The 24,027-nt window shown below is 45.4% G+C and carries 23 protein-coding genes; 11 read left to right on the top strand and 12 right to left on the bottom strand.

Features of this window, described 5'->3' with window-relative positions; genetic code table 11:
* Positions 1-5: 5 nt before the first annotated feature.
* The 3 genes from M1B78_RS14510 to M1B78_RS14520 form a co-directional block, all read right to left on the bottom strand.
* Entirely contained in the window at positions 6-1,100 is a 1,095-nt protein-coding gene (locus M1B78_RS14510; protein ID WP_257941050.1) for a Nif3-like dinuclear metal center hexameric protein, read from the bottom strand.
* A gap of 126 nt (positions 1,101-1,226) precedes the next feature.
* Positions 1,227-2,036 carry an ABC transporter permease gene (locus tag M1B78_RS14515; protein WP_257941051.1) on the bottom strand — a complete coding sequence of 270 codons (810 nt, stop codon included), beginning with the start codon at positions 2,034-2,036 and terminating at the stop codon, positions 1,227-1,229.
* A gap of 11 nt (positions 2,037-2,047) precedes the next feature.
* Entirely contained in the window at positions 2,048-2,671 is a 624-nt protein-coding gene (locus M1B78_RS14520) for an ABC transporter ATP-binding protein (protein ID WP_005827815.1), read from the bottom strand.
* A gap of 92 nt (positions 2,672-2,763) precedes the next feature.
* Between M1B78_RS14520 and M1B78_RS14525 the strand changes: the two genes are divergently transcribed.
* The 3 genes from M1B78_RS14525 (at position 2,764) to M1B78_RS14535 (ending at position 5,482) form a co-directional block, all read left to right on the top strand.
* Entirely contained in the window at positions 2,764-3,300 is a 537-nt protein-coding gene (locus M1B78_RS14525; protein WP_009038385.1) for a ferredoxin domain-containing protein, read from the top strand.
* A 138-nt stretch (positions 3,301-3,438) separates the two neighbouring features.
* Complete coding sequence (locus M1B78_RS14530; protein ID WP_257941052.1) at positions 3,439-4,554, top strand: agmatine deiminase family protein; 1,116 nt, start codon at positions 3,439-3,441, stop codon at positions 4,552-4,554.
* Positions 4,555-4,594: 40 nt separating this feature from the next.
* Positions 4,595-5,482, top strand: coding sequence for a carbon-nitrogen hydrolase (locus M1B78_RS14535; protein WP_005827821.1), 888 nt, complete (start codon positions 4,595-4,597; stop codon positions 5,480-5,482).
* A 26-nt stretch (positions 5,483-5,508) separates the two neighbouring features.
* On the opposite strand, the gene M1B78_RS14540 is transcribed toward M1B78_RS14535, so the two are convergent.
* The 3 genes from M1B78_RS14540 to M1B78_RS14550 all read right to left on the bottom strand — a co-directional run bounded on the left by M1B78_RS14540 (position 5,509) and on the right by M1B78_RS14550 (position 8,840).
* The gene (locus tag M1B78_RS14540) at positions 5,509-5,889 is read right to left on the bottom strand and encodes a GtrA family protein (RefSeq protein WP_005827823.1); all 381 of its coding nucleotides are present in this window, start codon (positions 5,887-5,889) and stop codon (positions 5,509-5,511) included.
* Between the two features lie 21 nt (positions 5,890-5,910).
* Positions 5,911-7,668 (bottom strand): aspartate--tRNA ligase, encoded by a 1,758-nt coding sequence (gene aspS / locus M1B78_RS14545; RefSeq protein ID WP_257941053.1) that lies wholly within the window; start codon positions 7,666-7,668, stop codon positions 5,911-5,913.
* A 131-nt stretch (positions 7,669-7,799) separates the two neighbouring features.
* Positions 7,800-8,840 carry a diacylglycerol/lipid kinase family protein gene (locus M1B78_RS14550; RefSeq protein ID WP_016273773.1) on the bottom strand — a complete coding sequence of 347 codons (1,041 nt, stop codon included), beginning with the start codon at positions 8,838-8,840 and terminating at the stop codon, positions 7,800-7,802.
* A gap of 207 nt (positions 8,841-9,047) precedes the next feature.
* On the opposite strand from M1B78_RS14550, the gene spt reads away from it, so the two are divergent.
* The 3 genes from spt (at position 9,048) to M1B78_RS14565 (ending at position 12,169) form a co-directional block, all read left to right on the top strand.
* Positions 9,048-10,235 (top strand): serine palmitoyltransferase, encoded by a 1,188-nt coding sequence (gene spt, locus M1B78_RS14555; RefSeq protein WP_016273772.1) that lies wholly within the window; start codon positions 9,048-9,050, stop codon positions 10,233-10,235.
* 94 nt (positions 10,236-10,329) lie between these two features.
* Complete coding sequence (locus tag M1B78_RS14560) at positions 10,330-11,136, top strand: M48 family metallopeptidase (RefSeq protein ID WP_257931732.1); 807 nt, start codon at positions 10,330-10,332, stop codon at positions 11,134-11,136.
* Between the two features lie 346 nt (positions 11,137-11,482).
* On the top strand, positions 11,483-12,169 hold the full coding sequence (locus M1B78_RS14565) for a hypothetical protein (RefSeq protein ID WP_257941054.1): 687 nt from the start codon (positions 11,483-11,485) through the stop codon (positions 12,167-12,169).
* Here M1B78_RS14565 and M1B78_RS14570 read toward each other — a convergent pair.
* From M1B78_RS14570 to M1B78_RS14585, 4 genes are all read right to left on the bottom strand, one after another.
* On the bottom strand, positions 12,140-14,452 hold the full coding sequence (locus M1B78_RS14570) for an ABC transporter permease (protein WP_257941055.1): 2,313 nt from the start codon (positions 14,450-14,452) through the stop codon (positions 12,140-12,142). The genes M1B78_RS14565 and M1B78_RS14570 overlap by 30 nt on opposite strands.
* 180 nt (positions 14,453-14,632) lie before the next feature.
* The gene (locus tag M1B78_RS14575) at positions 14,633-15,307 is read right to left on the bottom strand and encodes an ABC transporter ATP-binding protein (protein WP_117974604.1); all 675 of its coding nucleotides are present in this window, start codon (positions 15,305-15,307) and stop codon (positions 14,633-14,635) included.
* 113 nt (positions 15,308-15,420) lie between these two features.
* Positions 15,421-16,671 (bottom strand): efflux RND transporter periplasmic adaptor subunit, encoded by a 1,251-nt coding sequence (locus M1B78_RS14580; protein ID WP_257941056.1) that lies wholly within the window; start codon positions 16,669-16,671, stop codon positions 15,421-15,423.
* A gap of 76 nt (positions 16,672-16,747) precedes the next feature.
* Positions 16,748-18,265, bottom strand: coding sequence for a TolC family protein (locus M1B78_RS14585; protein WP_257941057.1), 1,518 nt, complete (start codon positions 18,263-18,265; stop codon positions 16,748-16,750).
* 218 nt (positions 18,266-18,483) lie between these two features.
* Here M1B78_RS14585 and M1B78_RS14590 point away from each other — a divergent pair, with 218 nt between their 5' ends.
* Both M1B78_RS14590 and M1B78_RS14595 read left to right on the top strand, forming a co-directional pair.
* Complete coding sequence (locus M1B78_RS14590) at positions 18,484-19,857, top strand: sigma-54-dependent transcriptional regulator (RefSeq protein ID WP_257941058.1); 1,374 nt, start codon at positions 18,484-18,486, stop codon at positions 19,855-19,857.
* Positions 19,854-20,819 (top strand): sensor histidine kinase, encoded by a 966-nt coding sequence (locus M1B78_RS14595; protein WP_257941059.1) that lies wholly within the window; start codon positions 19,854-19,856, stop codon positions 20,817-20,819. Before M1B78_RS14590 ends, M1B78_RS14595 begins: the two co-directional genes overlap by 4 nt.
* A 187-nt stretch (positions 20,820-21,006) precedes the next feature.
* On the opposite strand, the gene M1B78_RS14600 is transcribed toward M1B78_RS14595, so the two are convergent.
* Complete coding sequence (locus tag M1B78_RS14600) at positions 21,007-21,546, bottom strand: hypothetical protein (RefSeq protein WP_257941060.1); 540 nt, start codon at positions 21,544-21,546, stop codon at positions 21,007-21,009.
* Between the two features lie 20 nt (positions 21,547-21,566).
* Complete coding sequence (locus M1B78_RS14605; protein ID WP_016273224.1) at positions 21,567-21,941, bottom strand: helix-turn-helix domain-containing protein; 375 nt, start codon at positions 21,939-21,941, stop codon at positions 21,567-21,569.
* Between the two features lie 540 nt (positions 21,942-22,481).
* Between M1B78_RS14605 and M1B78_RS14610 the strand changes: the two genes are divergently transcribed.
* From M1B78_RS14610 to M1B78_RS14620, 3 genes are all read left to right on the top strand, one after another.
* Complete coding sequence (locus tag M1B78_RS14610) at positions 22,482-23,045, top strand: response regulator transcription factor (protein WP_257941061.1); 564 nt, start codon at positions 22,482-22,484, stop codon at positions 23,043-23,045.
* Positions 23,046-23,223: 178 nt separating this feature from the next.
* The gene (locus M1B78_RS14615) at positions 23,224-23,523 is read left to right on the top strand and encodes a hypothetical protein (RefSeq protein WP_257941062.1); all 300 of its coding nucleotides are present in this window, start codon (positions 23,224-23,226) and stop codon (positions 23,521-23,523) included.
* 12 nt (positions 23,524-23,535) lie between these two features.
* Complete coding sequence (locus M1B78_RS14620) at positions 23,536-23,880, top strand: hypothetical protein (protein ID WP_257941063.1); 345 nt, start codon at positions 23,536-23,538, stop codon at positions 23,878-23,880.
* Positions 23,881-24,027 lie beyond the last annotated feature (147 nt).

Raw genomic sequence — 24,027 nt, forward strand, 5'->3', positions numbered from 1 at the left:
TTTACTTACATGTATTTTATGGGGTTTGTATTCACCTTGGTCATCTGGACCTCAAAATGAGGAAACAAATCCCGGATTATTGTATAAAATATTTCTTTCGTATATTGCTCACTTTCATAATGCCCTATTTCAGCCAATAATATATCGGTATCATGTCCGAAATAGTCGTGGTATTTTATCTCGCCGGTGATAAAGACATCTGCACGGTTGCGGATGGCAAGCGGCATCAGGAAAGCGCCGGCGCCGCCACACAATGCAACAGTCTGTATTTCCCGCCCGAGGAGTTTGTTATGTCTGAGACACCCTACTTCGAAGGTTTTCTTTATCCGTTTCAGGAATTCAAGTTCTGTCTCCGGTACTTCCAATTCGCCAATGACACCGGCTCCGGCTTGTGGCCATGAGTTTTGCAAGGGATAAATATCATAGACCGGTTCTTCATATGGATGTGCCGCAAGCAGTGCCTTGACAGCTTCCGCTTTTTTGTAGGCGGGTATGATTGTCTCAATACGTACTTCACGTTCGGTATGTAGCTCCCCTATCGCTCCACAGTATGGATGGGCGCCTTCCCGGGCTCGGAATGTCCCCTCGCCTTCCATGTTATAACTGCACAAATCATAGTTGCCGATATTGCCGCATCCAGCGTCGAACAAGGCTTTCCTCACGTCTTCCGCTTGGGCGGTCGGTACAAATGTGGTCAGCTTTACCAGCGCATTTTCCTTGGCTTCCAGGATACGAACATTTCTTAAACCTATTTTTTCGGCAATTTTGAAGTTCACTCCTCCCCGCGCATTATCCAGGTTGGTGTGCGCAGCATAAACAACGATGTCATTCTTGATGGCTTTCAAGATACAACGTTCCACATAATCCCTGCCCGTGATGGATTTATACCCTTTGAAAATGAGAGGGTGATGTGATATAACCACATTATACCCCAATGCAATGGCTTCATCCAGTACAGCTTCAGTAACGTCAAGACACAACAAAGCCCCTGTTGCTTCCGCATCTGTCAATCCGATTTGCAGGCCGGCATTATCAAATCCGTCTTGCAATGGCAGAGGCGCGAACCGTTCAAGGGCGCTTACTAATTCCTTAATTTTCATTGTGAACAGAAAATTTGGTTGCAAATATAGTAAAAAGCAATGGATTAAAAAGAATTCCAGTTTAAAAAAAGTCTTGTAGGCTGTATATTTATATATAATTGAACTATTTTTGTGGGTACAATATGGTTATTTATGCTCCTCTTTTCCCTTCTTCTCCACCATCACCGGCAGTAGCTTGCCGTAAGCATCAAACGACTTGCGGGAAGCCAGAGAAATTGTAATCATCAGTGACAGCATGGAGGCGGTAAAGGTGATGACCATAATCATCATCTGATATTTGATGGCCACATTCGGGCTGCTGCCACCCAATATCTGGCCAATCATGGTTCCCGGAAAAGCAACCAGCCCCATCACGGATATATTGGCAATCAGCGGACTGAAGGATTTGATGATGGCTTGGCGGATGAAAGGTGCCTGTGCTTCCGCTTTTGTAGCACCATTGCCGAGAAGATACCGGTAAAGCTGTTGTTCCCGTTTCAGTCCACTATAATAGGTGTTGAGGGCTATGACGTTACTGGATAGCATGTTGCCCATCAGTATGCCGAAAATAGGGATGAAATACCGGGCGCTGAATACGTTTTCCACTCTCAGTACTATTCCGATAAAGTACAAGCCTACACATACTACACTGCATAAGAAACCTGCGGATATGGGCAGGAGCAGAATCTTCCTCTTCAATTGTGTTCGTGCCAATGCCGTCTGCGATGCTACAAATATCATGACAATTACCCATAGAAAGTTTATCCACGGGTTATCCCATAAAAAGAGGTAGTTCAAGTATATGCCGATGAAGAACAACTGGACAATCATGCGTGCCGTACCTATCACAGTAGCGCGCAACAGTCCGGTCTTGAACTTCCAGATGTAAAACAGCGGTATTAATAATAGCAATAATCCGATGCCCAGGCTGAGGTATGATATATCTATGGTTCCCAATAGTGTGTATGTTATTTCATGATTATATGTCGGTCACATCCGTTGGCGAATCTTTTGTCATGGGATACGGTCAGTATGGCACTTCCATTTTCTGTCTGCCTGCGGAAGAAAGAGAGTACTTTTTCCGCGGAACCGGAGTCGAGAGCGGAAGTCGGTTCATCGACAATGGTCAGTGGTTTGCCAATCATTGAGGCTACGGCTATCATCATCCGTTGGCGTTGGCCTCCGGATATTTCGTTCACCCGTTTGTAATATAACTCTTGTTCCAGACCCAAATCCTCGAAACATGCAAATAAACGGGTTTCAGAAAAGGGTGTACCCCGGTTTGCCTTTAAACCGAAGGGCAATTGTACCATGTCCTTTACCCATTCCAGCGGCAATGCCAGTTCTTGTGGAATCCATGCAGTCTGCTTACGGACAACGTCGACGTTTCCTTTATCCAGCAGAATGCCGTTCAAGACGATGCGTCCTTCTTTTAACGGAGTAAATCCAAGTATGGCATTCAGCAGTGACGACTTTCCGCATCCCGAAGGGCCGGAGATACTGGCTATCTCTCCCCTTTCCAATTGCAGGTTGAAACCCGAGAAAAGTATATCGTTGCCGTAGGCGATACTGGCATTTTCTATTTGCAGCATGGTGTTCCTTTAATCTTTCTGTATCGCAAAGATAGTGCAAAAAAATATTTGTGCTATCTTTGACGCACTAATTAATTCAGGAAAGAAAGACTATGATACAGAATGAACGGGATTGCCGCCACGAACATGTGCTTGACGTGGCAAGGCAAATGCTGACTGCTGCGCGCACGGCACCGAAAGGAAAAGGTATTGATGTGATTGAAGCTGCGCTGGTTACGGGTGAAGACATTAAGAAGCTGTCTGAAAAGATGGTCGCTATGGTTGAAGAGCACGGTATGAAGTTCTTTCTCCGTGATGCGGACAACATTTTGCAGGCTGAATGTGTAATTATAATAGGTACGCGCGAGCAGACGCAAAGTTTGAATTGCGGACACTGCGGTTTTCCCACTTGTGCCGGTCGTCCGGAGGGAGTACCTTGTGCTTTGAATACGGTGGATGTAGGGATAGCTGTAGGTTCGGCTTGTGCCATGGCTGCCGATTTGAGGGTGGATACCCGTGTCATGTTTTCTGCCGGACTTGCCGCTCAGCGTTTGGATTGGCTGAAAGGATGCAAGACTGTCTTTGCCATTCCGGTGAGTGCATCCTCCAAGAATCCATTCTTCGACCGGAAACCGAAGGAAGATAAGTGATAATTGACGAGTAGAGGTTTACAATCATAGAGTAGAGGTTTAGAAGTCTGAAGTAGAGGTTTGGCAATTCTAAACCTAAGGTTTATTCTCCCTCTCTCTGCTAACTTAAAAAGTAACGAATTAGAAAAGATAAATAATATGGGATATTTTGTAGGACTGCCGCTGGGTGGTGCCGCAGAGAAGGACTGTCAGGTGCGTTTTGGCAAGAATATGACTTTTCAGGTAGAGACACGTGCTCCCCACTTGCCTGCCGAATGGGCTTTGCAAAGCGGCATACAGCTTACATGGCCCCATGCGGGTACAGACTGGACCTATATGTTGGACGAAGTGCAGGAATGTTTTGTAGCCATTGCCCACGAAATAGCCGCCCGGGAGACATTGCTGATTGTAACCCCAGAACCGGATGAGGTGAAGAAACAGATTCTCGGCAGGGTGAATATGGAAAATGTCCGTTTCCTGAAGTGTGAGACGAATGATACTTGGGCACGCGACCATGGAGCCATCACCCTACTGGATGCTGACGGTGTATCTCTGCTCGACTTTAAGTTCAACGGGTGGGGATTGAAGTTTGCATCCGATAAGGATAATTTGATTACGCGTCGTGCGGTGGAGTCGGAAGTGATGAAAGGAAAGTATGTAAATCGCTTGGGGTTTGTCCTTGAAGGCGGTTCCATCGAAAGTGACGGCATGGGTACGTTGCTCACCACCTCCGAATGCCTGCTTTCGCCTAACCGGAACGGACAGATGAACCGGGTGGAAATTGAGGAATATCTTCGTTCCGTCTTTCACCTGCAACGTGTTCTTTGGCTGGACTACGGTTATTTGGCAGGTGACGATACGGACAGTCATATAGACACGCTGGCCCGTTTCTGCCCTGCCGACACGATAGCCTATGTACAATGCAAGGATGCGGATGATGAGCATTACGAAGAACTGCATCGCATGGAGGAGCAACTGAAGACTTTCCGTACGTTGAAGGGGGAACCTTACCGTTTGCTGGCTTTGCCCATGGCCGATAAGATAGAAGAGGAAGGGGAACGGCTTCCTGCCACTTACGCTAATTTCTTGATTCTGAATGATGCAGTGCTTTACCCCACCTATCGCCAGCCGGAGAATGATGCCCGCGCGGGGGAAGTGTTGCGGGAGGCTTTTCCCGGTTATGAAATTATCGGGATAGATTGCTGTGCTTTGATTAAGCAACACGGCTCTTTGCATTGTGTTACCATGCAATATCCCGTAGGGGTGTTGAAGTAATGTCGATTATACATAGTAAAACAATAAACCATAGAATAAGATGACAAGAAAAATAAAAGTAGGTATTATCCAGCAGGCCAATACCAAGGACCTCAGGACTAATTTAATGAATTTGGCCAAAAGTATAGAGGCATGTGCGGCGCATGGGGCTCAATTGGTTGTTTTGCAGGAGCTGCATAACTCTCTGTATTTCTGTCAGACGGAAAACACGCAGTTGTTCGACTTGGCAGAACCGATTCCCGGTCCTTCTACGGGATTCTATTCAGAGTTGGCTGCTGCCAACGATATTGTGCTGGTCACTTCTCTGTTCGAGAAACGCGCTCCCGGATTGTATCATAACACAGCGGTTGTTTTTGAACGTGACGGCAGCATTGCCGGGAAATACCGGAAGATGCATATTCCTGATGACCCCGCCTATTATGAGAAATTCTATTTTACTCCCGGTGATATAGGCTTCGAACCTATTCAGACATCTTTGGGCAAATTGGGAGTTTTGGTGTGCTGGGACCAATGGTATCCGGAAGCAGCACGTCTGATGGCGCTGAAGGGAGCTGAAATACTGATATATCCTACGGCTATCGGTTGGGAAAGCAGTGATACGGATGATGAAAAGGCGCGTCAGCTCAATGCTTGGATTATCTCCCAGCGTGGACATGCTGTGGCCAACGGCTTGCCGGTTGTTTCAGTGAACCGTGTGGGACATGAGCCGGATCCTTCCATGCAGACCAATGGTATCTTGTTTTGGGGAAATAGTTTTGTGGCCGGACCGCAAGGCGAGTTCCTGGCCCAAGCAGGAAACGAACGGCCGGAAAATATCGTTGTAGAGGTGGACTTGGAACGTTCGGAAAATGTACGCCGTTGGTGGCCTTTCCTGCGCGACCGCAGAATTGATGCCTATGCCGGATTGACAAAACGATTTCTTGACTGATAACGACGGGGATCTCTGGGGGAGAACTAACGGAATGTCACCCGTTTGTTCATCAGGAAATTGACACTTCCGTAGATGAATAATCCCAGGAACTGGGCAAGGTATTCGTTGCAGTCCAGTCCCTCCACCAGCCCTATGAGGAAAAGGAATTGCGCTCCGTAAGCCATTCCGAAAGCTATAGAAAAGAGCAGCACTTGTCGCCAAGTGTTGCTCTTTTTTTCTGTAGGGAATATCCAATACTTGCACCAGATGAAGTTGTGTATCTGTGCAAGTATATATGCGGTTACATTGGAGAGCATATAGTTGATGTCCAGTTCGTCCATCATTACCCAAACGGTAACAGCCATAATCAAGGCATTCAGCGTGCCGATTACCGCAAAACGAAAAATGCGTGCAGACTCTTTCACTCTCCTACTCTGTATCTGCTTTTACTCTTTCACTTCAACAGTCAGATTCAGTTCGTCCAGCTGCTTCTGGTCAATAGCCGAAGGTGCATCCAGCATTACATCGCGTCCACTGTTGTTTTTGGGGAATGCAATGCAGTCGCGGATACTGTCGAGACCTGCGAAGATGCTGACCCAACGGTCCAGACCGTATGCCAGACCACCGTGAGGAGGTGCACCGTATTTGAAGGCATTCATCAGGAAGCCGAACTGCTCCTGAGCCTTCTCCGGAGTGAACCCGAGAATCTCAAACATTTTGGCTTGCAACTGTGCATCGTGGATACGGATAGAACCTCCACCCACTTCAATACCGTTGCACACCATGTCGTATGCATCTGCCCGGACAGCTGCCGGGTTGGTGTCCAGCAAAGGAATATCTTCGTCTTTCGGATGGGTGAACGGATGGTGCATAGCCATCAGGCGGCCTTCTTCATCACTCCACTCAAACATTGGAAAGTCAACCACCCAGAGGCAGACGAACTTGTTCTTGTCGCGCAGTCCCAGTTGGTTACCCATTTCAAGACGCAACTCGTTCAGTTGCTTGCGGGTCTTCATGGCATCGTCACCGCTCAGAATCAGAATCAGGTCACCAGGCTTGGCGTTGAAAGCAGCCTTCATTTCCTGTAATACTTCCTGCGTATAGAACTTGTCGACACTTGATTTTACGTTGCCATCTGCCTCCACGCGCGCATATACCATACCTTTGGCACCGATTTGCGGTCTTTTCACGAATTCGGTCAGCGCATCCAGTTGTTTACGTGTATAATGTGCGGCGCCTTCTGCGCAGATACCACCGATGTAGGCTGCATTGTCGAATACCGGGAATCCGTGTCCTTTCATGATGTCCATCAGTTCCACAAACTTCATGCCGAAACGAAGGTCGGGCTTGTCGCTACCGTAATACTTCATGGCATCTGCCCACGGCATACGCATGAACGGTTCGTCCATCTCTACACCACGGATTTCCTTAAACAGATATTTGGCCATGCCTTCAAAGAGGTTGATGACGTCATCCTGCTCCACAAAAGACATTTCGCAGTCAATCTGTGTGAATTCCGGCTGGCGGTCGGCACGCAGGTCTTCGTCACGGAAACATTTGGCTATCTGAAAGTAACGGTCGAAACCGGAAACCATCAACAATTGCTTCAGTGTCTGCGGGCTTTGAGGCAAGGCATAGAATTGTCCCGGGTTCATACGTGAAGGAACAACGAAATCGCGTGCACCTTCGGGTGTGGAACCTACCAGAATAGGAGTTTCCACTTCGATGAATCCCTGATTGTCCAAATATTTGCGTACTTCAATTGTCATTTTATGACGAAGTTCCAGATTGTTGCGTACGTTGGCACGGCGCAAGTCCAGATAACGGTACTTCATGCGGATATCGTCGCCACCGTCCGTATTTTCCTCGATGGTGAAGGGAGGGGTCAGGGATGAATTCAAGACATTCAGTTCCGATACGATGATTTCAATGTCTCCCGTCGGGATATGCTGGTTTTTACTGAAACGTTCGTTTACGGTACCTTTTACCTGAATTACGAATTCACGGCCCAAGTGGTTGGCACGCTCGCAAAGTTCGGCATTCACCTCTTCGTTGAACACTAATTGGGTAATTCCGTAACGGTCGCGGAGGTCAATGAAAGTCATACCTCCCATCTTACGGCTGCGCTGTACCCAACCTGCCAGCGTCACTTGCTTGTTAACATCGGAGATACGGAGTTCTCCGCAGGTGTGTGATCTATACATCTTTTTATTTACTGTTTGACGATTTACTTATTTACTATTTTGAACATGCAAAAATACATAAAACATATTATATGACGCATCAAAAGGGGAAAGTTATTTTCAGAAACTCCTTACAGTACCTTTTTATAGCATTACATTTTCGTCAGTTTTTTGAATTGTCTTTTGCCTTTATCCAGTATCATCTTGTTTTTGTGGGCGATGTCTTCCACAAAAGAATCATTAATCTGTTTCAGTCCGTTGATATAGTCCTGTGCCCGCTGCAAGACGTTCGTGTCTTTTTCCGCGTCGTGGGGAACAATGACCTGTAGCCCTTTCTTCATAATCTTTACATCTATATTCTCTCCCATCATCATCGGGTCACCGTCAAAGTGGACTACCCCCGGTTTGGAACGGTGAATACGGAGTGTCTGACAGCGGAATGTCTTAATCCGGCTGTTCTGGTCAATAGTCTTGTTGAAGAGCTGGAAAGAGAGTGACGGTACATCGAGTACGGTGAATGGCTCGAGTATGGTGACGTCCAGCAACCCGTCGTTCAATGTGGCTTGTGGGGCAATATAGGCATTGTTCCCATATTGTGATGCGTTTCCGCAGGCTATCAGAAACGCCTTGTATCGCAGGGTACTGCCATCCATTTCCAGTTCATAGGTTTCCGGACGGTACTTCAAGCTTTCAAGCAGGGTTTTTTCCAGATAAGTGAGCGGTCCTCGCCTTCCCGCTTTGGAGAATTGCAGGCTTACAAATGCGTCGAATCCCACACCGCAGGTACAGAAGAAAGGTACATTGTTGATTTTTCCGTAGTCAATGATGTCTATCAGTCCGTCATTAATGATGTCGATGGCCTTTTTGGGTTCCATCGGAATTTGCAGGTGGCGGGCAAGTCCGTTGCCGGAACCGCAGGGAATGATGCCCAAAGCGGTTTTTGTATGTACCAGTGAGCGGGCTATCTCATTGATGGTACCATCTCCCCCTATGGCGATGACGGCATGTGCATTTTCTTGCGCTTTTTGTGCCGCTATCTCTACAGCATGGCCTGCCCGTTCGGTATAAATCACTTCTTGTACATACCTTTCCTTATCCAGCTTTTCGTCGAGCCATTTCAGTATCTGTTCCTTACTTTGAGTGCCGGATATGGGGTTTATGATAAATGCTATTTTCTTCTTGTATTCGTTCATGCAAGGATTATTGCTATGCAGTTTTCCAACTGGCAAAAGTAATATAAATATCTGAAAAATTAACCATATAGTGCTTTTAAAAATAAGAATAAGTAGTTTTTTTAATGTAAATAGAACATATACCGACATATTTTGCTATCTTTGCCCCCTGTTTTTTTAAGACTTGTATTTAATAGAATTAAATATTCATTATATAAAAGATATTTCATGGGTTTACTACAAGACAAATTTGCGAAATACGACCTGCCGCAACAGTTTATGGCAAAAGGCGTATATCCTTATTTTCGCACAATCAACAGCCATCAGGATACAGAGGTAATGATGGATGGTAAAAAGGTTCTGATGTTTGGCTCCAATGCATATATGGGACTGACATACGACAAACGTATCATTGACGCCTCAATAGCTGCTACGGAAAAATATGGTACCGGCTGTGCCGGTTCCCGCTTTCTGAACGGAACACTCGATATACACGTTGAGCTGGAGAAGGAATTGGCTGAATTCGTGGGAAAAGATGAAGCGCTCTGCTTTTCTACCGGATTCACAGTAAACGAAGGCATTATTCCCGCCGTTGTGGGCCGTGGGGATTATATCATTTGCGATGACCGCGACCATGCTTCCATTGTAGACGGCCGTCGTCTTGCATTTGCCACTCAATTGAAGTACAAGCATAACGATATGGAAGCTTTGGAGAAGGAACTCCAGAAGTGCGAACCGGATGCTGTAAAGCTGATTGTCGTGGATGGAGTATTTTCCATGGAAGGCGACTTGGCCAATCTGCCCGAAATCGTCCGCTTGAAGAAGAAATACAATGCCAGCATTTACGTGGACGAAGCTCACGGCCTGGGTGTATTTGGAAAGCAAGGCCGTGGTGTCTGCGACCATTTCGGTGTTACCGAAGATGTAGACTTGATTATGGGTACATTCAGCAAATCATTGGCTTCTATCGGTGGTTTCGTGGCTGGAGACAAGGCGGTAATCAATTGGTTGCGCCATAACGCTCGTTCTTATATATTCCAGGCAAGTAGCACACCTGCCTCTACGGCTGCAGCTCGCGAAGCGCTTCATATCATCAAGTCCGAACCTGAACGCATTCAGCGTTTGTGGGACATCACCAACTATGCCTTGAAGAAGTTCCGCGATGCGGGTTTTGAAATCGGTGAGACAGAATCCCCTATTATTCCGCTCTATGTGCGTGATACGGAGAAAACATTTACAGTAACGAAGTTGGCTTTTGACGAAGGCATCTTTATCAATCCGGTTATTCCACCTGCATGCGCTCCGCAAGATACGTTGGTACGTGTAGCGTTGATGGCTACCCATACCGTAGAACAAGTGGATTACGCTGTAGAGAAGCTGACCAAGTGTTTCAAAGCACTGGATATCATCAAGTAAACTGATTCGAACAGATATTGGGAAAGCCGTTTAATGATTAATTAGGCGGCTTTTTGCTATAGACATAACGAAATAGGATAAAATCATAAAGTACATGAAAAAGAATTTCTTCATCATTGCCGCTGTAGTATGCGGAATGAGTTATAACACTACTGCCTATGCGCAGTTCAAAATCGGCGGAAAGAAAATCAATGTGACCAAAGCTGTCCAAGCCGGTACGGATGCTATCAAGGCTATTTCATTGTCCGACGCTGACATTGCAGCGATGAGCAAGGAGTATATGGAATGGATGGATACGCACAATCCGCTGACGAAACCCGAAACGGATTACGGCAAGCGTCTGGAGAAGCTGACCGGAAATATCAAGGAAGTGGACGGCTTGAAGGTAAACTTCGGTGTTTACGAAGTAATAGATGTGAATGCCTTTGCGTGTGGTGATGGCAGTGTACGCATCTGTGCCGGACTGATGGACATCATGACGGATGATGAAGTGATGGCAGTTGTCGGCCACGAGATAGGTCACGTCATCCATACGGATTCCAAGGATGCGATGAAGAATGCTTACCTTCGTTCGGCTGTGAAGAATGCTGCCGGCGCTGCAAGTTCTACGGTATCCAAATTGAGTGATTCTGAACTGGGTGCCATGGCCGAGGCATTGGCAGGTGCTCAATACTCCCAGAAGCAGGAGACGGAAGCGGATGATTATGGCTTTGAATTCTGCATCAAGAATAATCTCGATCCGTATGCCATGTACAATGCTTTGAACAAATTGCTTGAACTTTCAGCGGAGGCACCGAAGGAATCCAAGTTCCAGAAGATGTTCTCTTCTCATCCGGATACAGCCAAGCGCGTGGCACGTGCCAAGGAGAAAGCGGATGAATATATGAAGAATAAGAAATAACTGTCCGTTGCTTACTATATATGATGAAGTGGGATCAGAGGTTTCTCTGAATCCCACTTTTTTTGCGCCGAGACTTATGATATGGACTTCTGGGGAATCTGATAGTGATAATTCGTTAGTTCACAGTGCTGAACACTTTATTTTATCCATAGAAAACAAGGTGTTTTTATATGATGAAACGAACTGTTCTGAATAATGAAACAAAGTGTTCCCCCTAATGAAACAGATTGTTCGGTTAAGGGAAACACTTTGTTCTGTTTAGCAAAACACCTTTTATTTACCTATTTGCTTTTAAATCAGAATAATTTTAGTATGTTTGCCACATTATGAGAAACATGACTTTTGTATGAAAAAGAAAGACTTCCTCTTTATTTTTGTTCTGGTGATACTATTCCTGCCATTCTTTGTGAGTGAACCTGTTTACGATTGGTATAAGTCTTTCAACGCTGCACATGGCATGGTGATGAGTTTCATTAAATTCGGAATCCTTGCTACACTGGGTGAGATGCTGGGACTTCGCATCAGTGCCGGAGTCTATAGCCGGAAAGGATTTGGAGTGTTGCCTCGTACCGTAGTGTGGGGACTGCTGGGAATGGGTATCAATGCGGCCATGATAATCTTCTCCAAGGGTGTGCCACAATTCATGGAGTATATGGGAATGGCAAATGCCGCCGCCATTATAAATGGGGAATTCTGCCTGGACAAATTATGGATAGCCCTCGCTATTTCAGTTGCCATGAATACCATTTTCGCTCCGGTATTCATGACATTCCATAAGATTACGGATACGCATATCCTGAATTGTGGAGGTTCGCCTCGCAGCCTCCTCACTCCTATCCCGATGACCCGCATCATTACGCATCTAAATTGGGATGCGCAATGGAATTTTGTCTTCAAGAAAACAATTCCTTTTTTCTGGTATCCGGCACACACCATCACATTCCTCCTGCCAGGAGAAATGCGGGTGCTGTTTGCAGCGATATTGGGTGTGGTGCTCGGGGTATTACTGGCTATTGCGGCGCGGATGAAATGAGGTGACGGCTACCCGATATCCATTCAGGCATATCGTAAAGCAGGTGATGCCTATAGTAAAAAGCAAGGGTAGCAGAAAGTGAAAGACGTTTGGAGTGGCATGGTATGCAAATTGCTGTAGCCAATATGTCATAAAGAGATAAATGACAGGGACGGCTACGACGAATGCGATACCTACATAGCTAAGGAACGGATAATTGATAAGCCATAGAATCTGACGAGCGGATGCACCGTGAATTTTACGGATGCTTATTTCACGTTTACGCTGTGAGACGGCATAATGTGTGATGCCAAATAATCCGAAAAGAGTAAGGAATATACTGACACAGGCGTACATGAATAAGATATGCGAGAAGTGTGTTATGTCCTGATTGTAGGACACAAATTTCTGATACATATCATCATATTTCAAAGGAATGCCTGGATTTTTCTTTTCGTATGCTTCTCTTAGGAAATTAATGACTTTATCTTTATATCCGGCTTTTACCTTTATAACTAGAGTTGAGAAATTATCTTGTGGAGTATCATAAAGGAGTATTCGTAAGGGAGCCACTTGGTCTGTCATGGAGTACTTTTTGAAATCCTTTACTATACCGATAATTGTACCTTTTGTAAGTTCTTCTCTTTCGTGTACATACTTGGAAATGGGCTGTCCGATAGGATTTTCTCCTTCGGGCACCAATAAATCCACGAATGTTTCATTGATTAGTGCAGGTTGTGGAGTACGGGACATTAGGTGGAATATTTGCAGGGAGTCTTGCAGTTCAATATGATGCATTGTTAGGAATTCCAGACAATCCTCGTATAGTTCCAACATGAGCAGATTGTCACCGGAATCATCCTTGCCCGGGATTCCTAAACTCATCGGATATATTCCGGTATTGGAGGCTATTGCCGCTTCTACCCCTTCTATATTCTTCACCTCATCTATCCGGGTCTTTAGCGTCGGTTGTGCATTGGCATCTGTATATACATTAATAATATTCTCATAGTGCTTTTCTTCCTGCTTAATCAGATACATCTGTGAACGGATAATCATGAATGTACTCATCAAGCCAATGGAGATGATGAATTGTATGGTTACCAATAAGGCCACAATGAAACGTCTTTTGCGTCCGGTAAAGAAATGACGGTAATTAGTTTCGGATATGGAATGCAACCTATGACCCATATAACTTGCCGGTATGACAGACAATATTATGATAAACAACAAGATAAGAGGGAACACTTGCCATGAAAACAAATATTCCATTGTCAGTTTGGCAGAAACCATATGATTAAATGCAGGCAATAAGTCATTCATCAACAATAAAGATAAAAGGAAAGCGACAAGAACCATCAGAAAAGTATCCAAGAACAGTTGTTGGCGCATTTGTGATCTTGTGGCTCCCATTATGGATTCAATGTGAAGCATGTGCACTTGACGCAACAAACGGGAGAAACTCAGATTTATAAAGTTGAAACAACCGATGAATAGAATCAGTAATGCGGACAACAGCCCTACACCCAATAAGGTGCTCTGCTGATGTTTGATAACTTGATTACTGTCTTTTACCGTAGCGTCGAAATAAGATTCTTGCAATGTTTGGGTACGAAGATGTCCGTTTCCCAACAAAGTGGGCAGTTCTGTTTCTCCGAAACGTTGGCGGAATTTCTTTATATCCGTACCTTCTTTCAGCAATAGCATACAATCAGAGCTTTCAGTAGCTTCCAATGGTAGGAGTATGTCTGTCTGCATGATGCTTTGCTCTGGTTGGCCGAATACGGCAACGATGCGTCTGATACCTATTTTGCTCAATAGTATATCTACATTTTTTCCTATACAATCTGTTGTACCGAAACATTTCTTGGCAAACAGTTCACTTACAGCTATGTCTCCTGGTTTCAGTAATGCGTCTTGAACATCCCCTACTATATTATGGAAAGGGAAAAAAGCCGTTAATGTTGAATCTGCTGCTACCAAGCTCCAGCTTTGAAATTCTTGTCCTTCAATCTTTACCCTTACATTCTTGAATGTTTGCGTACGTAAGTAAGACTCTATTTCCGGAAACTGAGATACTATTTGAGGAACAGTTCCACCGTATATGAATGTACCTTCTACTGCCTGTTGGGCAAAAGGTAGAGTCTGGACTAAACGCAGAATACGATTTTTGTTGGGATTATTGTTCTCAACGTTATATTCGTGTATCACAAATGCCATCAACAAAGTGGTGCAGGCAATACCGACGACCAGACTGACAAGGGAAATGGCAACAAACAGTTTATTGCGTTTCCAGCTTCTCATGACTAATTTCAAGGAAAGGTAAGAATTCATATCATGTATATAAAAGGTTCGGGAAATCTATAGGTTGACGTTGTACGACTGGAATTTGTATTGCCAAACGCCCGCTTGCTGACAGGCACTTAGTAAATTCAAAAGTGGCATCAATCGTACATTGTCAACTCATAAATGAAACAGGGGTTATTACAAATTGGCTTCTGTCACCACTTGTCCGTCAAACAGATTGATGATGCGTCCGGCAAAACCGGCATCATGCTGTGAGTGTGTCACCATAACAATTGTGGTACCTTCTTTATTCAGCTCACTCAGCAGTTCCATCACTTCTTTTCCATTCTTTGAATCGAGGTTACCGGTAGGCTCATCGGCAAGTATCAGCTTAGGATTTGATACAACTGCACGTGCGATAGCGACACGCTGTTGTTGTCCGCCGGACAACTGTTGCGGAAAATGCTTACTGCGGTGCATGATTGCCATACGTTCCATGGCGGTTTCTACCCGGCGCTTGCGTTCGGCGGCAGGAATGCCCATGTAGAGTAGTGGCAGTTCGATGTTCTCGTATACATTCAGCTCATCAATCAGGTTGAAGCTTTGGAATACAAAACCGATGACTCCTTTCCGCAAGTTGGTACGTTGGGCTTCTGTATATTTGGATACTTCAGTCCCATTCAAATAATATTCTCCGGATGTAGGATTGTCCAACAGACCGAGAATGTTCAGTAGAGTGGATTTTCCGCAGCCCGAAGGTCCCATGATAGCGACAAACTCCCCTTCTTTCACTTCCATGTTTACGTCGTTCAAAGCCAGAGTCTGTACTTCCTCGGTCTTGAAAATCTTTTGTAGATTTACTGTCTTAATCATAATGCTTGGTTTTTATGGTTTATAAATATTTCATTTCTTATTCGTTTTTAATGACTTCTGCCGGATTCTGTTGTGCTGCCTGCCATACATTATTTGTCTCATAGTACGTTGTTTTATTTCATTATCAATTCTTCCGCCTCGCCAAAGGTATCATATCCCGTTGTAATTACCCAATCTCCGGGTTGCAAACCTTCCGTAATCTCGTATTGTTGCGGATTTTGGCGACCGATGCCAAGCGGCACGCGCACGGCTTTTGTCTTTGCGGCGTTCAGTTTGTAAATCCATTGTCCGCCAGTACTCTGGTAGAAGTTGCCGCGCGGAATGACGAGCGCCTCCTCCGGCTGGCCTAACTCAATCTGCACCCGGAAGCTCTTGCCTACACGCACATTGTCGGGCATGTCGCCCATGAAGACGAGGTCTACGTCGAACGTGCGGTCTTTGACTTCGGGAACCACTTTCGTGATGCGCAACGGGTATTTTCTTCCCTGATAATTGATGGTGGCGGGCAGCCCCGTAGTAATGCGGTCGATGTAGTATTCGCTCAGGGAAGTATGCACTTTATATTGGTCCAGCACCTTGATTTCTGCAATGCTTTCGCCGGAAGCGACCTGCTGTCCCGGAGTCACCTTGACAAAGCTGAGCTGGCCGGTGACGGGAGCTTTCACCACCAGGTTGCCGAGCCGTTCGCAGGCGCGTTCATACTTTTTCCGTTCCCGTTCGCGGTCGTTTCTGATGAGGTCTTTGCGGATGACGGTAACGGCAGAGTCATGACGGAGGCTTTCCCTTTGAAGATGGGCATTTTTCACTTTATAGTTGTATTCGTCCTCGGAAACTTCGAGCTGCGCTTTGCTCTTGATGCCCATGCGGTACTCTTCCTTGTCGAGGGCGAAACTCTTGCGCAGGCGGTTGAGATCATAGTCGGTCTGCAGGGCTTGTTGTTGTAGGTTCAGGCTTTTCTGTTCCATTTCAATCTCTTTTTCGCGGTAAGTGATGAGTTGCTTTTCCCAGTCGTCGTGCTGGTCTTCGATGCTGCGCAGCAGGTCGGGGTTTTCCAAGACAAGGATGGTGTCTCCTTGCCGAAGCAGGCTCCCCTCCTCTCCTATGATGCGTTCCACGCTTCCGGCTTCACGTGTATTGACCTTGATGGTAAGGATGGGCTGAATTATTCCCTCCACATCTACATATTCCATAAATTTGCCGTTCTTGACTTCGGCTATCTGTATGTTGTCTTGCTCGATATGTAGTTTGCTGGGACCCAGCGAAAGAGTGATTACATAGATTAGAAAGACAAGGAAGGCGGAACCTCCTGCCAGATAGTAGCGGTAACGGATGTACCAGGTTTTTTTTTCAAGTTTTATATCCATAATATTTACCATGTTATTTCTTTATCGAATATTTGTCTGTTGTCATCGCCACTCTCGGATTTAGATAATGCAGGTTTCATCGTTTGGCACTCGTTATCGCCTTATTATCAAAATAATATTGATTATCCACAATCTTATCCAAGTCTTCCGATAATGGCTTGTTGTTTTCAAAATCATAAAGCGTCAGACTCCGCAATGTATAATACAGGCTCCAGTAATTGTATAGAGTCGTGACATAATTTCTCCGTGCCGTATCTTTTTCTGCAATCGAAGCATTGAGGTCGAGTACCGAGGACTTGCCGAGTAGATAGAGCTTGCGAGCTACTTCGGCACGCCGTTGGGCTGTATAGTCCGTGCGGGCGGCTATGTTTACTCGTTGCGCCTGCAGGTTGAATTGCTTCACGAGTTTCCGTACGTTCAAGTCGAAATCCGTTTTGTCCTGCTCTACCTGCGTGTAGACAAGGTCGCGGTTGGAACGGGCCACGCGTACTTGTCCCCTTCCGCGCCCCCAGTCCAAGATGGGGAGGGTAATGCCCAAGCTGACGTACTGCTGGTCCAGTGGATTCCGGTAGGAATCTTTCAACTTGTCGGCAGTTTGTGTCAAGCCGAAGCGCAGGTAGATGTCTGCTTTCAGTCCGGCATTGGCCTTGGCGCGCGACACGGCACTCTCGCTTTCCACCTTGCGGCGCAGCATGTTCTGTATCTCCGGGCTGTTTTCGTTGGCAAGCATCAGCGCAGCATCCAGGTCGATGTGCAGGTCGGGCACACGGTTATCTACCCTCACTTTTATAAGGAGGTCTTCTTGGATGCCGAGGTAGGAACGGAGCTCCTGCATGCAGTTCTCTACTTCGATGCGGGCATTCATGCAGTTGGTTTCTTCGGTCAGTTTGTTGAGTTCGAGTTGCAACATTTCGTTTTCGCTAATGGTGCCGATGTTATATCGTCCTTGCGCATATATATATAAGGTGTCGGCATTGGCGTAGTTGGCGTTGGCTATTTCGTAGTTGCTTTGTGCTTTGGCCAGGTTGAAGAACTTCTCTGTGGCATTGGCAGCAACAAGCTCAAGGGTTTCCACGTAGGTTTTCTTGGCTTCGCGATAACGGATAGGTTCGATGCGCCGGTCCCACTTCAGGCTGTTGTAGCCAAACAAGGACTGGCTGTATCCGATGTTGACGGGTGAAGTCTGCCAGGAATAAGTGTCACTGCTGAAAAGGTCGAGACGCTGTGCAGTTGTTTCAATGAAAAAGGTTCCCCCAGTCCACGGCACGTTCTGTGTCAGGCTCAGTGTCAGGTCGGTGCTCAGCAGGTTCTGCTCTATGAACTTGACGTTACCATCGCTTTGGGTCACCTTATTGATGGCGCAGTCCAGATAAGGATTGGAAGTGAGTTTGAGCGCCGGCAGGTAGTTGGCACAGTAGTATTTGTAGTTCCAATAGGCGGAGCGGAAGCTATGGCGGGCATTCTGGGCGTCGGGTGACTGCCGGCGTGCCTGCTCGATGGTTTCTTCCAAAGTCAGCACCAGCGTGTGCTCTTGGCCAATGGCGCTCGACGTCAGACTGAATGTAATAAGCAATAAAAATATATTCCGGTGCATAGTTGTTTTCTTTACTCTATAAAGTTCAAATTCTATGCCATAAGTATAAACTATTGTATTATAAGTGTTTGATATGGTTAGAGGCTCTCCAAACGTGTGCAGTTACGCACAAAAATAGTGCGATAATGCACACACAGCACATGAATATTATACTTATCTTTGCCCGTACAAGAGATGTGGGATTGTACAGGTCTTGCCTGCACAAAAAGAAAACAGATATGGAACAGTTTGGTAAAATATTGATTGTAGATGATAACGAGGATGTGCTTTTTGCATTGAACCTTCTTCTCGAACCCTACGCCGAGAAGATAAAGGTGGCAGTGACCCCCGACCGCATCGAGCATTTTATGACCACTTTCCGTCCGGACATTATTCTGCTGGATATGAATTTCAGCCGTGATGCCATCAGCGGCCAGGAAGGTTTCGACAGTTTGAAGCAGATTCTCAGTATCGACCCGCAAGCAGTGGTCATCTTCATGACTGCCTACGCAGATACGGACAAGGCAGTGCGTGCCATCAAAGCGGGGGCTACGGATTTCATTCCCAAGCCGTGGGAGAAAGAGAAATTGTTGGCGACCCTTTCTTCGGGCATGAAGCTGCGTCGTTCGCGGACTGAGATAAATCTGCTGAAGGAGCAGGTGGAAGTTCTGAGCAATGCCACAGCGGGAGGCTCCGAAAAGGTTATTATCGGTGATTCTCTTGTCATGCAGCAAGTCTTCTCTACCATGGAGAAGTTGCGCGATACGGATGCCAACATACTTATATTGGGTGAGAATGGAACCGGAAAGGATGTGATTGCCCGCCTGCTTTACCGCAATTCTCCCCGCTATGGAAAGCCGTTTGTTACGATAGACCTCGGCAGTATCCCCGAACAGTTGTTCGAAAGCGAGTTGTTCGGTTACGAAAAAGGCGCATTCACCGATGCGCGGAAAGCGAAAGCCGGACGTATGGAAGTGGCAACCGGCGGTACGCTTTTTCTGGACGAGATAGGTAATCTTTCTCTGCCCATGCAGGCCAAACTGCTGACTGCCATCGAAAAGCGTTGTATCAGTCGTTTGGGAAGTACGCAGGCTACGCCCATTGATGTGCGGCTCATCTGCGCTACCAATACAGACATCCGTCGGCTGGTGGACGAAGGAGACTTCCGCCAAGACCTGCTGTATCGCATCAATACCATCGAACTCCATATCCCCCCTCTGCGAGAACGTGGAAACGACATCCTCCTGCTGGCAGAGCATTTCCTGCAACGCTATGCTCGCAAATATCAGAAAGAGATACGTGGGCTGACCCGTGAGGCGAAGAACAAGTTGCTGAAATACGCCTGGCCGGGTAATGTACGCGAATTACAGCATACCATGGAACGTGCCGTGATACTGGGAGACGGCTCTTTACTTCGTCCGGAGAATTTTATGCTCCAAGCTTCGGCTTCCCGCCAGAAGAAGGAAGAAGAAGTCCTCAACTTGGAGCAATTGGAACGGCAGGCGGTGGAACGTGCCATGCGGCTCAGCGAGGGAAATGTGACCCGTGCCGCCGAATACCTGGGCATTACCCGCTTTGCCTTGTACCGGAAACTTGAAAAATTAGGCTTATGAAACGATATTCATTGATTGTGGTACTGCACATCATCGGCATAGCCTTCCTTTCGGTCGGCGTTTATCTGCTGGTGGATGCCGGACTGTGGTTCAGTGCGCTGATGGTTTTCTTGATATTGCTGGCGATTGGCGCCCATCTGTACCGTTTGCAGATGATGCAGGTGCGCATGATGCGCCATCTGGCAGAGAGCCTGCGCTATGACGACATGATGCTGTCGTTCCGTTCTCCCTACAAGAACCGTTCTATGGAGGATATGGTGGACGAGCTTTCCGAAGCGATGAAGAATTTCCGTACCCGCGTGCTGGAACGCAATGAGATGGAGGCGTGGCAAAAGCTGATACGTGTGCTGACGCACGAAATAATGAATTCGATTACTCCCATCATCTCCCTCTCCGAAACCTTGAGCGAGCGGGAAATGTCGGAAAAGAACTATTCCGTCATGCGGCAGGGAATGCAGACCATTCACCGCCGTAGTAAGGGCTTGCTGGAGTTTGTGGAGAATTACCGGAAGCTGACAAGACTTCCCGCCCCCGTCCGTCGTCCGGTCGCTGTCCGCGAGCTGTTGCAGGATTTGCAGAAGTTGTTTTCGGAAGAGTATATCCGGATAGAACTTCCGGAAACCGACCGCATACTCCAGATAGACCAGGCACAGATAGAACAAGTATTGATTAATCTGATTAAAAATGCCAAAGAGGCATGTAGCAGGAAAGAGCATCCCCAGATAGAAGTGAAGATGTTACCCGCCCTCTCGTGGCAATGCCTTATCACTGTCAGCGACAATGGTGAAGGCATCTTACCGGAAGTGCAGGATAAGATTTTTGTACCGTTCTTCACCACCAAGCCCTCCGGTTCGGGCATCGGGCTTAGTTTGTGTAAACAAGTAATGAACCGGCACGGCGGAAATATCACAGTGCAGTCTGCCGTGGGAAAAGGGAGCTGCTTTACGTTGCTGTTTGGATAGAAAGGAGAAAATAGCAAGAGGCACCTACATTTTATTGTAGATGCCTCTTATTTTGTCGGGGTAGCGGGAATTTCACTACTGACGATAAGATGCTGACAATCCGATGCGTATAAAACTGTATAACTGTATATTCTTCTGTTATTGTCTATTAGTGTATATCATCATAATTTGTTTATCAGAACAAGATTTATTCTGGTGTGTGCTCATTGGCATCCATAATATGCCCATTTCGTGTATCTACATAACGGTACTTTCGAAGGTCATATTCCATTGAACTATTTGCTAGAAGAAGTTCACTGAAACATTGTTCTACAGTCAAATTTTCAAATCCTTTTGATTGTCTAAGGTCATCCAAATCTATCAGATAAACATGCTCATCAGTGAGATTTTCTTCAAATTCATTATCCAATTGTTTCCAATAGAACTCAGATTCGCCATCTCCCAAACTAATTAACAGATTGCTCAATTTACCATATTCTCCCTCGGCGCAAGTGACAACCTGCCCGTGCAATTCATGCCCCTCTATATTGGTGATTACTTCCATTACGGCAACTACCTTCTTAAAAAGGAAATTGTGTGTCCGTCTGCCATATGCTGTATCCAGACCTGAATCTTTCAATATCCAAAGATTAGTAGGCGCATAACTTGTGGCTATATGGAACGGTATAGAGCCTGATACTTTTATTCCATATTTTTTGTTTTCAATTTCTTCCATGAAAAGTTTCATAGCAAATAATATTTTAAAGGTTATTTATTCATTAATATCTGAATTGTTCTTTCTTTCTCAGTTATCACTCTTTCTTTTTCTTCCAAAAGGGCATTGAGATGTTCTATCTCTTTCTGGCATTCACTCAAAGTTATATCTCCTGATACCTTGTTACCATTACCTTTGACTTGATGACCGATACTTATCCCTAAAGAATTAGTTTCTCTATCAAAAAAATAATCTATAGGGACATTAAAATAATCTGCTATGATTTCCAGATTATCGGCACCAGGAATTGAAGTGTTGTTAAGCCAAACATATAAATTTGATTTAGATATACTTGTATCTTTTATAAACTGTGCTTGACTTATATTCCTATCTTCAAATAATCTTCTTATTTTGTCAGGATTAAACATATTATATTATTTGTATTGGATTTAAATAATAATATTTGGATAAAATAATAGGCTTAATATTTTGGTATTAAGTTATTATTTTAGTCCTTTGCGTTATAAATATAATAATAACAATTGTAATATTTAAGATTATGGAAGAGAAAAAGCAAAAAATGGTACCTAAGTACCATTACGACCAGATGGAAAAAGCCACGAGACTGAAGCTCCGTGATGAGTTCCTAAGAAGAAGTGGTATGTCATTGATTACATTCTACGACAAGTTAAGAAAAGACTCCTTCAAACCTTTGGAAAGAGAACTATATGAGAACATTTTCATAATTCAACAAAATTAAAATCCAAACAAATGATTTCTGCAAATGAGAAGATGATGGAAACGATGCCCAAAGAGTTCAAACGTATAATGTATCAAGTAGAGGCGGCGGTACGCAGCGGAAAAACAAGATACCTCATAAGTAGCAGACGTTTAAAACCTGAATATGAAAGAATTTTGGTGAGTGCAGGGTACAAAGTGAAAAGGGGACTCATAATAACTCAAATTTCATGGTAGCTGTCATTCATAATATTGAGTTCTACAATACCCCCGAAGGGGATGTGATGATGAAGGAGTTTGGGCAGCCGGCGGTTGTGCTTAAGGATTCCGATAGGCCGACCATTGAATATATGCTTTCTGTTATCCGGGATCGATACCCGAAAGCACATGCCCGACTGATGCAGCTCTATTCTGCCAGCACCATGAACCGGTGGCATTATGAATTTCGGGTAGTCCACCGTTTCATCCGCTGCAACTTTGGCGAATATGACCAATATAACCTTGACATCAACAAAGATGGTCTGTTTGTATTCGAGGAGGTCAAATGCCCGCTACGGGGTGAATGCGAACATGAAGGGGTGATATGCAGACCGGAGCTTGATACAGCACTGACCGATCGCGAGATGGATGTATTCCGGCTCATTGCCTCCAGCTGCCAAACTGATGAAATTGCGGCAGAGCTACATATCTCGCCTTGTACGGTTAACCGCCATCGAGAGAATATCAAGGCAAAAATCAAGGTTCGTAATGTGGGTGAGATGATTTCCTACTGGCACCGGAATCAAATGAAATAAGCCCACCGTGAGGTGTGCCATCTGTGTTTAATGTGTATTCTATGGCTGTGGCGGTCTGCGAAGATAGTCCGGCTCCTCATACTACATCAAATGGTAGCGGTATACTTAAGATTTGCCGCGACTGGGGTTCGATTCCCCTATATGAGACGATGATTTACTAACTTAATAAACAGAACACATGAATAACAACAAAGTTTTTTCCTCCATTTCCACTCCTGACGGACAGTTCAGGATGTGGATTCCACGTCCGACGGCTTCGGGCAGAGTAATATGCAACTGTGGATTTGCACTCAAGAGTCATCTTCCTTTCGTCGATGCCGTTGATGCGCTGGACTACCTGCAGGTAGATGAAGTTCGGCAGATAGACCAGGACTTTAGTATCCTTGCTATTTCATTTCTTAATGCGCCGCATGAGTGTATGCTGAAGATGATAGAAGATATCCCCGGACTTATGGAGCAATACTTGGTAAATACATAAAATCTGAATGCTATGAGATACTTTATAGATAACATCAAGACTTATGCCAATGTCAACAAAAAAGGCAGGGCATTACAGATATACGTGCAACAGTTTGACCGACATCTGATTGCTGACGAATGTTCTTTGGATGCACTGAAGTGTGACATCGAGCACCAGATTAAGGTTATGAATGAGAAATACCCACGCAACCGTCCGGTTCGGCTCGAGGTATATGAGAATGCCAAGGGTGGACAGTGGACTATTCTTGTGGAGCATGACAGCGACAGCATTGTCTGCATCATATCCTATGAAAAGGTGATGGGCTATTATACCTTGGCAGATAAGATAGATCAATTTGCAAAAATAGGACAGTGATGAGTAATGTGATTGTTTTTTTGTGGATATCACTAATTGTGATAGTGGCAGTCTTGATACTATGTGTCTGGGCAATGCGGAAAGCATCCGGATCTTACCGAATTCTCTTTCTCTTTGATATTATCGTCTTGATGATAAATATTGGGA

The organism is Bacteroides muris (ex Fokt et al. 2023) (genome assembly GCF_024704895.1).
Lineage (GTDB): Bacteria > Bacteroidota > Bacteroidia > Bacteroidales > Bacteroidaceae > Bacteroides > Bacteroides muris.